The following is a 10,415-nucleotide window of genomic DNA, read 5'->3' on the forward strand; positions in this document are numbered from 1 at the left end:
AGGCGCCAGCGTGGCAGATCACGCCATCGACGATCATGCCATGGTCGGCGGTCACCGTCAGGTCGCTATGCGGTAGCCCCTCGCCCAGTGCCCCGGCCCGGATGCGCACCGGGGCCAGACGCTCGACCGCGCCGAAGCGGGTCTTGACGCTCTGCCGCCCAACCCATTTCACCGTGACGGCGCGTCCCTCGGCTGTCAGCACATCGTCGCCGATCTGCAAACCTTCTACGACCCGCTCGCCGGACGGGGTGGCAATCTGCGTACCGGCGGCAAAACACAAATACGCGGATGCCTGAGATTGGTAGGGATTCGTGGTGCCTGACGAAGGGATAATAGTCTGTGTAGTGCCGTTCTGAGGGAGTGGGACAAGATAATCGGTCCCATCTGAAAACACGCCGTATTCGACCCCGAGGTTGGATATTGTGTAGCCCGTGAAAAAGAAGGGCGCGGACACAAAGTAATCCACACCCGCGTTCAAATAGCCGTCATTACCAGCATCCCCGATGTTGAAACTCAAATCGGAGTTCGCTCCGCCAGCCCCATAAACTTCCGTGCCTGTCCAGGTCAGCGAGCTTCCACCATCCCCCTCGGTGCCGTTGATGAAACCCACGCCAGTGAGCCCGATATATCCTTCAGTTGCCATCTCTGACATTATGCAATCCCCCAAATAGCTTTGCTGCCGCGCCACGGTTCAGGTTCGCGGCTGTCCAGTCCGCGCCAGGCAAGCCAGTCCCAAGGCATAGCCTGCCCGAAAACGCCTTATCGGGCAAGCTCGGGGCAAGTTGCCCTGCACTCCGGGAGGATGCGCCTCTCGTCAGCGGCGCGACACGACCGCTATGACTGCGTCTTGGCGCGTACACATCTCGACCCGCCTTGCGGAAAGACCGGTGATCCGCAGCGCGGGCAGAAGGCGCGGCCCCACGGGTTCCGCGCCAGCTTCCGGACCTGGTGTGCGGAGGCGACCGAGGCACCGGGAGAAGTGGCGAAACCTGCCTCGCGCATGTCGTTGGAGGGAGCGTGGAGCGTGCCTACCGAAGGACAGATTACCTGGATCAGACAGGTGACCTGATGGAGCGCTGGACGAACCATTTTGCCAACATTGACACGCTTGGCGGCCCCTGGATGGCGCATAATCGGCACCCGTCCGGGGAAAGCCGAAATACGATCACGGATACGGCCTTTCTCTGCGGCGATGGCATGGCCGCTGGCCGGTATGAAGATGCGCGGATCGGAAGCATTAAGGATTATCGAGCTCATTGGCACCTGCACAGACGCCGCGCTCTCTAACTCGGATCCGACCGATCTTTTGCACATCCTGTTCGGCGGCCACCTCCCACTCCCGATGCGCAGGGACGGCATGGCAAGCGCGGAACACTGGGCCATCGCCGCTACCGGGGTCCGGTAGTCCTCTGGTGTCTTCGGCATTGCCCATAGGACACGCGCCATCTTGTTCGCCAGCGCGATTGCGGCGCCGATCATCGCACCGCGTTATCGGCTGTGACGGTGCCGGTGCCTGGTTTGGCCCGCACCGCTGACCCCGGGCCGAGCCGTTGCGGGCACTATCGCGGCATGGATGCCAGCATCTCGACCGGCATGTCCTGGTAACAGACCGGCCGCAGCCAGCGGCGGATCGAGAGCGTTCCGACCGAGGTCGCACCGAAATTCGTCGAGGCCGGGTAAGGGCCACCGTGCACCATCGCGTCGGCGACTTCGACACCGGTGGGAAAGCCGTTCCAGATCAGCCGCCCCGCCTTGCGTTCAAGGATCGGCATCAGGTTACGCGCCTCGGGGTGATCCTCTGGGTCACCGTGAATTGTCGCGGTCAGCTGCCCCGGAAGCGAGCTGGCCAGCGCGGCGGCCTCGTCCGGGGTTGCGACGGTGATGGCCAGTCCACCCGGGCCAAAGGCCTCTTCGCTCATTTCGGCATCCTCGAGGAAATCCCGGGCCTTCACGCGCAGAAGTATCGGCCCCATGTCGCGCCCATGGATCGTGTCGGTGCAATGGACCGCCTGGACATCCGCCTTTTGCCGCAGCCGGTCGACGCTGGTGCGGAAACCTTGGGCGATGGTCTCGCTCAACATGCATTGCAACGGAACCTGCGCCAGCGCCTCGGCCGCGTCCGACAGGAACCGCTCGGCGATCTCACCCTCGGGCAGGATCGCCAGTCCGGGCTTGGTGCAAAACTGACCCGCCCCCTGCGTGAGCGAGGCCACCCAACCGCGAGCGATGTCGCGGCCACGCCGCAGCCCGGCGCCACGCAGTACGAACAATGGATTGACTGATCCCAATTCGCCATAGAAGGGAATCGGCACCGGCCGCGCGGCACACAGATCGAATAGCGCTCTGCCCCCGACGGTCGAACCGGTGAACCCGACTGCGGTGATCAGCGGATGCGTGACAAGCGCCGTGCCGGTGGCGCGGGTCGCGCTTTGCAGCATGGCAAAGACACCTGCGGGCAGGCCTTCCGCCCGGCGCGCGGCGTCGATGGCCTGCGCCACGATTTCCGAGGTCGCCGGATGCGCCTGGTGGGCCTTGACGATCACCGGGCAACCGGCGGCCAGCGCGCTGGCCGTATCACCCCCGGCGACAGAAAACGCGAGCGGAAAGTTCGAGGCCGAAAACACCGCCACCGGCCCGACCGGACGCTGGATCAGACGCAGATCGGGGCGGGGCGGTGTGCGGGTCGGCAACGCCGGATCATGGCGCATGTCCAGCCACCCACGTGGCAGGATATGCTGTGAAAACAACCTCAACTGGCCCGTCGTGCGGGCCAGTTCGGCATTCATTCGGGCCTCGGGAAGGCCGGTTTCAGTGCTGGCAATGGCGATGATGTCGCCCTCACGCGCCTGCATTTCGGCGGCGATCCGATCAAGGAACCGTGCGCGTTGCTGCGCGGTCGTGACTGAATAGGCCCCAAAAGCGTCCTCGGCAGCGCGCGCCGCCGCCTCCACCTCGGCCGCCGTGGCCGAGGCAAAGCGGCGCGGAGCACCCGTTGCCGGTTCGGATGCGAACACCTCGCCCGCCCCGCATTCCCAGCATCCATCTATCAGATGACCGCCGAACTCTCCGATACCCGCCTGCATGGCTCAGACCGGGAACCAGTTGCGCTTGGGCAGGCTTGAAACCATAGGCCCCGGCACCTGCATGTCCAAGCGCCCGGCGATCTGCTTGTCGACCACCTTTGCAGGCTTGTCATGCACCATCAGCAGGAAATCCGAGCTGTTCAGCAGTTTCTTGATCGCCGCCTTCTCGGCCCGCTTGGATCCGGCATGGTTGCCGGTCACCTGCGGTTCGTGATCCTGCGTCTGGCGGAAAGGTTCGACGATCTGCGTGTTGATGTCATAGATCACGTCGCCGCAGATCGTGGCGCGCCCTTCGGCGGTCTGAACATGCACGTTCATCGAGCCCTCCGTATGGGCATTCGCCGCCTCCAGCGTCACGCCGGGGATCAGTTCGATCTCGCCGGTCAGTTCCAGGTCCTCGAAGCGCAGCGCGCCGGGGGTGTGGATGCGTTCGACCAGGTGCTGGATGTCTGGCATCGGGTATTGCGGATGCATCAGCCCGGACACCGAGCATTCCATCTCGCGCCGGTTGACCACCACCGTTGTGTTCATCGGGAACTTGTCGTCCTTGCCCGCGTGGTCGATATGCAGATGGGTGTGGCAGATATAACGGATATCGCCGGGCTTCAGCCCGTGCTTGGCCAACTGGTTCTCGATCATGTTCTCGTGGAACTGCAGGCCGCGCATGCCAAGCGATTCCATGATCGCGTTGTCACGATAGCCGGTATCGACCAGCACCGGATGGGTGCCGCCCAGGATCAGGAAGCCGTAAACCGGCACCCGCTTGACCCGCCCACAATCGTGACCAAGCACCAGGAAGCTCGATTCAAGCTCGATGTCGCCATAGTCCAGAACCTTGATTTCCAACGCCATTGGGTGTCCTCCTTGTTGGATCGTTCTTGTTTCAGATGAAGTCGTTCATTGCGCCGGGTGCGATATGCCGGGCAAAACCGCGCAAACCGGCTGGCATGTATCCGTCTGCAAACCAGTCGCGCACCGCAGCACGTGACTTTGCCACGGCATCGGCGCGCATTTCCCACAGCAGCAGGCTGCCGCCGCCCTCGACCACGCCGAACACGCAAAGAGCCTGCCAGACCTCGGTCACCGCAAAGGGCATGGCCCGCGCACGGATCTCGATCCGGTGCTCGTGCTCGCGCATAGCCACAAGCTCTTCGTCCATGCTCAGCCCGTCACGGGTCTGCACACGACGCAGCGCGCCGACCCGGTCCGGCGGGGTTCCCAGCATCTCGCAGCGCGCGACGGCGGGATGCCAGGCGGACAGGCCGCCGAGATCGCGCAGGGCCTGCCAGACCGTGTCGACAGGTGCCGCAATGGCAATGGCACGCGACGCCCGGATCATGCCGCAAGCCCCCGTTCCAGCGCCGCCAGACCCGGGCGGATCACCTCGTCCAGCATGAAGCGCGTGACACGGTCGTGGTCTCCGTCCGGGCAGGCGAACTCGGCCGCCCAGGCCACGAAACTGCCCCCACCCTCGGTCACCGGGATCACCCGGATCTCGGCCAGGTGATCGCTGACCGGCAAAGGCGCCTCTATAATCGCATAGGCCAGAGTCAGGTCATAATCGGACAACGCCAGAAGCCGTTCGCGAAACCGGGATCCGTCCCGCGTCACCAGGTGCCGGACCGCGCCGACCTGGTCGCCCTGCTGGCCGTTCTCGACGTCACAGCGGTCAATGCCCGGCAACCAGCGGTGAACCCCGCCAAAGTCGCGTAGCACCTGCCAGACCTGATCGGGCGACGGCTTCAGGATTGCCGAGTGAAACACGCGGGGCATGGTCACTCCTTGCCCTTGGCCGTGCCACCGGCGTCGCCCGATTTGCCATCGGACTTGCGGGCCTGGCGCTGCTGATCCTGAACGATGCGGTTCAGGTCCGACGCCTCACGCAGCAACCCGCCCTGACGCGCGATGTTCGCCCCGTCGATGCCGATATCGGCCAGAAGGCTGTCAACCAACGGGGCCTGCACACGATAGCGCAGCGCCGAGTTGATCACCTCGTCGGTCGGGCTGCCGTCGGATCCGCCATCGCCACCCGCCCCGCGACCGGCTATGCCATCCAGCTGCATGATGCGGATATCGTTGATCTTTTCCAGGGGCTTGACCGAGGCAGAGACGATGCCTTCGACATGTTCCAGCAGTTTGCGACGGAACAGGGACATGCGCGCCGGATCGGTCAGAACGTTCTCGGCTTCGTTCATCAGGCGCTGTGCCTCGGCCTCGACAGCAGTGCGGATCTTGGCGGCTTCGGCGGCCAGCGTGGCCTCCTTGGCGGCCTTCTCGGCCATCAACACATCGATGCTGCTCTTGCGGCGAGCGGCCTCGGTATCCTTGACGGTCTGAACCTGCTCGCTGGCCTCGACGGCACGGGCCTTGGCCAGTTCGGCCTCGGCGCGGGCAGCGGATTCTTCCAGCGACTTCTGGAACAGAGCGATGGCCTTTTCCATATTGGCCGCCTCGACCGTCTTCTCTCGGCCGATTTCCAGCTGCCGGCGCTCGGTTTCGTGGCCGATGCGGGCCTCGTCGAGCCCACGCTCGGATGCGATGCGGGCGCGTTCGATCTCTTCGTGGCTGGCGATCTCGGCCTCGCGGAGGGTCTGGTGCCGGGCAATTTCCAACTGCTCCAGTGCCCGGCGGCGCTCGACGCGCGCCGCCTCCAGAACCTTCTCGCGCTCGACCTCGGCCGATTCCACCTGGGCACGGGCCGAGACCTCTGCACGGCGCCACTTGGCGTCGGCTTCGGCCTTGGCGCTGCGCTTGGCGGACAGTTCCACCTCGCGTGCAATCTCGGCGGCCTCGACCTCTTCGCGGCTGCGAATACCGGTGATCTCGCGGGTCTGCTGGCTGGCGATACGCTCTTGCTCCAACGCCAGCTCGGTGGCGATGCGCTTGCGCTCCACGGCCTCGCGCTGCGCGATCACGGCTGCATCCAGAACCTCGTCGCGGGCGATTTCGCGGGAGCGGGTGGCCTCCTCGGTCGCGATCCGCCGCGCGGCAAGTTCGGCCGCCTGAGCGATGCGCGCGGCCTCGATCGCCTCATCGGCGGCAACGCGGGCCTCGTCGATCGCCTTGTTGCGGTCGATCTCCATCTGGCTCGTTTCTGACGTGGCGGCGATGCGCTCGGCGGCGACGGCCTTTTCCACCGCGATGCGTTCGGCCTCTATGGCCTTACGCATGGTCAGAGCAGCGTGCTCATTGGCCTGCTCGCGCTCGATCTGGCGGGTCTGCAACTCTTCCTCGACCGCGATGCGCTTGGCCTCGACGGCCTTGCGTTGCGCGATGCGGGCGGCCTCAAGCGCCTCGTCGGCTGCGATACGCGCCTCGTCCACGGCGCGGTTGCGCGCGATTTCGTTGCTGCGGGTTTCGCTTTCGGCCTCGATCCGCGCTGCTTCCAACGCCTTGCGCTGCGCGATACGCTCGGCTTCGACCGCCTGGTTGGCGGCGATCTCGGCTTCCTCAACCAAGCGCTTGCGCTCGATCTCCAGCGCCCGAACGCGCTGATCCTCGCTGATGCGCATCTCGCTGATCTTGGCCTGCTGGGCGATCCTCTGTCGCTCGGTCGCCTCCTGCGCGGCGATCTCGGCGGCCTCCAGCGCCTCGCTCCGCGCAATTTCCAGCGCCTTGATCTCTTGCTCATGGGTAATACGCGCAGCGGTCAGGCTGCGATCCTGGGCCAGGCGCGCCTGCTCGGTCGCTTCGCGCGCCTCGATCTCGGCGGCGTCGATCTGCCGGTTGCGGGCGATCTCGTGGCTGCGGATGGCGCGCTCGGTCGCGATCCGGGCGGTTTCCATCGCCTCGCGCGCCGCGATGCGGGCATTCTCGGCCTCGGTCTCGCGCTCGGCGCGCTCGCGGGCGATCTCCGATTGCTGCTGGGCGCGGCGCAATTCGATCTCGCGCTCCTGCTCCAGACGCGCGTGTTCGCTTTCGCGGTCGATGCTCAGGGCCTCGCGTTCGGCCTCGAGGTTGCGATTGCGGATCTGGATCATCGCGCTTTGCTCGATGTCGTTGCGCAGCCGGCGCTTTTCCTCGATGTCGCGGATCAGGAAAGTCATGCCCTCGGCGTCGAACCGGTTCGCGGGGTTGAAAAACTCCAGCGAAGCCTGGTCGATATCCAGAATCGCCACGGTTTCCAGTTCGAGCCCGTTGAAGCGCAGGTCTTCCTGGACCGTCTCCTTGATCCGCTGCACGACCTTGTGGCGCTGTTCTTGCAGGTCCACGAGGTCCAATTCGGCAACCACCGACCGCAGGGCGCTCTCGAACTTGCCCTCTAGCAGGCCCTGCACCTCGTCGCGGTTCATCGTGCGCCGTCCCAAGCGGCTGGCCGCAACCGATACCGACTCGCGGTCCGGAGCGACACGCACGAAGAAATCAGCCTCGACATCGACACGCACATGATCGTGCGAGATCAGCGCGGCATCGTTGATGCGGCTGATGCGCAGCGCCAGCGTGTTCATGTTCACCGGCGTGATGTCGTGGACGATCGGCCAGACGAAGGCACCGCCATCGACGACGACCTTTTCGCCCAGGAACCCGGTGCGAACAAAAGCGGTTTCCTTGGTCGAGCGGCGATAAAGCCAATGCATGACCCAGTAGATGATGGCGATCACGATGACCGCGACGATCAACCAAAGGATCAGTTGCGCAATGATTTGTCCGGCGTCCATGTCAGTCCTCCCTTCAGGCACGGCAGAGCCGGTGCCTCGGCGTAATCGTTTAGTGTCTGTGTTTCGGTTTCATCGGGCGTTGACCGCGTAGGCACCGCCGGGCACTCGCGCCTTGCGCGCGGATCCGACCGGCGGCGCGGCGTCCAGACAGCGACGCACCTGTTGCAATGTCTCGGCGGCCAGCGGACCGGCGGGGGATCGCAGCAGGGTCCGTCCTTCACTGTCACCGAACGCCCCCAGGAACGCCTCGGTGAGCCAGGCAGCAGCGGTGTCACGGCGCGCGGTGGGCACGATCACCGTGATCTCGCCAGCAGCCCCGGTCAGCGCCTCGGCATAGCTACGCCCGACGGCCTCGGCCTCGGCCCGGTCGAGGCTGCGTTGCGACAGCCCCTGCCTCTCCTTATCTCGCAGATGCACGCGTTCGCCGCCGTTCAACACCGCGATATAGGGCCGCCCGGCACCGCAGAGCGTCGAGACGCGCGTGGGGTCGGCATCGATCAGGCCCGAAAACAGGCGATCCGCAAAGTCCGACTGATCAAGGTCCAGCACCGCCTGCGCCGCACCGCTGGTCAGCGCCCGGGCAGCGGCAGCGGTGCCGCCCCGGGTGGGCGCGTAGCGCAGCAAGCGGTGCCCCTTGCCCAGTTGCGCAGCCAGTGCGCCACCGAGGGCATCGCCGCCGAGGCCCGAGATCAGCGCCAGGTGCCGCGCCCCTGAGTCCATGGTCGCCGGCGCCAGCAATTCCGCCATTGCCGCGGCCGCCGCGCAGGCCGCCTGACCGCGCGCGACCTCGTCATGGGCGGTCAGGGTCACCAGCGTGTCGCCCTGAACCCCCAGTTCGCTGGCGCGGGCCTCGCTGACCAGAGCAATCGGCGTCCCTGGCAGAGCCGAAACAAGGGCCGGCACCATCGTCAGCGCCTCGCCCAGATCCAGCAGCGCAACAACGCCGCCGACCTGTGGCGTCGCCTGAAGCAACCGCCGCAAGGCTTCGGCAATACCGATCCGCGGGTCGCCATCCCCGCCATCATGAATCCCCGCCGCGCCCCTTGGGTGAAAAGCAGCCAACTGATGGGCCGGTATATCCGCCAGCGCAGCCAGCCCCGACCGGGCCGAGATATCGACGGTCGTCACCTTCTGACCCGCAGCGCGCAAACTTGCGGCGACGGTACCCGCCTGGGCACCTGCCCGGTCCATCGCGGCCAGCACCATCACCCCCGAAACGTTTTCGGCATCGGCAGAGATGGCCTTGCCCAGCGGTGTCACCATACTGTCGATCGCCGACCAACGGGTCAGCTGCGGCAAGGCGTGGCTGGCAGCGCGATAGTGCTGCACAAGAGCGCCGCCCTCCGACCCATCCTCGTTCGGGGCGACATCGGGTTCCTCGTCATGCGCATGCTGCCCGACCCCCAGCAACCGCTGTTGCAGGTCTCGGTCGGCGGCCAACTCTCGTGATTTGACGATCCGGCTGACGCGACCGTTGACCATGACGGCCACGGTTTCGGCCACACTGGTGGCCACGCCAATATTCTGTTCGATCACCAGAACGTCGATATCGCCCTCGGCGGCCAGCCTGATCAACATGTCCTCGACATGCGACACGATCACGGGGGCGAGGCCTTCGGTCGGCTCATCCATCACCAGCAGCCGGGGGTTCAGCAACAAGGCCCGTCCGATGGCCAGCATCTGCTGTTCGCCGCCCGAGAGTTGCGCGCCACCGTTCGTCTTGCGCTCGGCCAGCCGTGGAAAGCTGTCATAGATCCGCTCGACGGACCAGTTGCCACCGGGTTGCGCCACCAGGCGCAGATGTTCATCAACCGTAAGAGAGCGCCAGAGCCGCCGCCCCTGCGGCACGTATCCGACACCCAGCCGCGCGATTTCGGCCGGGGTCTTTCCGTTCAATAGCTGCCCACCGAAGCTGATGGTGCCCGAACTGGCGGGTTCCAGCCCCATGATCGCCTTGCACAGCGTGGTCTTGCCCATGCCGTTGCGCCCGACCACCGACAGCACCCCGCCATGAAGGCCCAGGTCGACGCCCTGCAAGGCATGGCTGGCGCCGTAATAGACGTTCAGACCCTTGATTTCGAGCGCCGGGGCGCTGCCCTTGTGTAGCTCACTCATGGCCGTCTCCAAGATAGAGCGCCTGCACCTCGGGATCATTCTCGATCTCTTCGGGCAGCCCTTCCTTGAAGATGCGCCCGTTGTGCATCATCGTGACCCTCTCGGCGACGCGTAGCGCCACGTCCATGTCGTGCTCGATGATGACGTAGCCGATATGCGCGGGCAGGCCGGTCAGGATCTCGACCAGTTCGCGCCGCTCGGTCGGCGACAGGCCCGCCGCCGGTTCGTCGAACAGGATCAGGCGCGGCGCCCCGGCCAGCGCCAGCGCGATTTCCAGCTGCCGCTGCTGGCCATAGGCCAGAACCGAAACCGGGGTGTCGATCAGGTCGCTCAGATGCACCGCGGCGACCAGGTCCTCGGCGGCTTGCATCAGGCTGTCATCGGCGCGCGACCTCAGGAAACTGAAGCGCCCGCGCGATACCCCCCGACACGCCAGATAAACGTTGTCACGCACCGTCAACCCGTTGAAAAGCAGCGAGATCTGATAGGTCCGACGCAGACCGCGCCGAATGCGTTCCTGCGCCGGAAAGCGGGTGACATCCTCGCCGAACAGGCGGAT

At 65.5% G+C, this 10,415-nt stretch carries 8 protein-coding genes; all 8 read right to left on the reverse strand.

Translation table 11 applies throughout. From position 1 onward, the window contains the following. Nucleotides 1-652 (reverse strand): Hint domain-containing protein (locus BKY26_RS12790; protein WP_227435028.1); only part of this gene is annotated, 652 nt, incomplete at its 3' end. Between the two features lie 907 nt (nt 653-1,559). Continuing rightward, on the reverse strand, nt 1,560-3,083 hold the full coding sequence (locus tag BKY26_RS12800; protein WP_071690780.1) for an aldehyde dehydrogenase (NADP(+)): 1,524 nt from the start codon (nt 3,081-3,083) through the stop codon (nt 1,560-1,562). Between the two features lie 3 nt (nt 3,084-3,086). Next, nucleotides 3,087-3,935: an N-acyl homoserine lactonase family protein gene (locus BKY26_RS12805; protein ID WP_071690781.1), complete on the reverse strand. Its 849-nt coding sequence runs from the start codon at nt 3,933-3,935 to the stop codon at nt 3,087-3,089. A gap of 31 nt (nt 3,936-3,966) precedes the next feature. Next, nucleotides 3,967-4,422, reverse strand: a complete 456-nt coding sequence (locus BKY26_RS12810; protein ID WP_071690782.1) for an SRPBCC family protein — start codon at nt 4,420-4,422, stop codon at nt 3,967-3,969. Then, entirely contained in the window at nt 4,419-4,856 is a 438-nt protein-coding gene (locus BKY26_RS12815) for an SRPBCC family protein (protein WP_071690783.1), read from the reverse strand. Before BKY26_RS12815 ends, BKY26_RS12810 begins: the two co-directional genes overlap by 4 nt. Before the next feature lie 2 nt (nt 4,857-4,858). Continuing rightward, nucleotides 4,859-7,741: a flotillin family protein gene (locus tag BKY26_RS12820; RefSeq protein ID WP_071690784.1), complete on the reverse strand. Its 2,883-nt coding sequence runs from the start codon at nt 7,739-7,741 to the stop codon at nt 4,859-4,861. A 69-nt stretch (nt 7,742-7,810) separates the two neighbouring features. Continuing rightward, on the reverse strand, nt 7,811-9,856 hold the full coding sequence (locus BKY26_RS12825) for an ATP-binding cassette domain-containing protein (RefSeq protein ID WP_158514337.1): 2,046 nt from the start codon (nt 9,854-9,856) through the stop codon (nt 7,811-7,813). Continuing rightward, nucleotides 9,849-10,415 (reverse strand): ABC transporter ATP-binding protein (locus BKY26_RS12830; RefSeq protein ID WP_071690786.1); only part of this gene is annotated, 567 nt, incomplete at its 5' end. The genes BKY26_RS12825 and BKY26_RS12830, both read right to left, overlap by 8 nt.

Origin of the sequence: Nioella sediminis (assembly GCF_001879695.1) — a bacterium.
Lineage (GTDB): Bacteria > Pseudomonadota > Alphaproteobacteria > Rhodobacterales > Rhodobacteraceae > Nioella > Nioella sediminis.

Excerpts from the sequence above, each read along its gene's own strand:
- BKY26_RS12800 (WP_071690780.1), bottom strand. The coding sequence starts at position 3,083 with ATGCAGGCGGGTATCGGAGAGTTCGGCGGTCATCTGATAGATGGATGC.
- BKY26_RS12820 (WP_071690784.1), bottom strand. The coding sequence starts at position 7,741 with ATGGACGCCGGACAAATCATTGCGCAACTGATCCTTTGGTTGATCGTC.
- BKY26_RS12810 (WP_071690782.1), bottom strand. The coding sequence starts at position 4,422 with ATGATCCGGGCGTCGCGTGCCATTGCCATTGCGGCACCTGTCGACACG.
- BKY26_RS12805 (WP_071690781.1), bottom strand. The coding sequence starts at position 3,935 with ATGGCGTTGGAAATCAAGGTTCTGGACTATGGCGACATCGAGCTTGAA.
- BKY26_RS12825 (WP_158514337.1), bottom strand. The coding sequence starts at position 9,856 with ATGAGTGAGCTACACAAGGGCAGCGCCCCGGCGCTCGAAATCAAGGGT.
- BKY26_RS12815 (WP_071690783.1), bottom strand. The coding sequence starts at position 4,856 with ATGCCCCGCGTGTTTCACTCGGCAATCCTGAAGCCGTCGCCCGATCAG.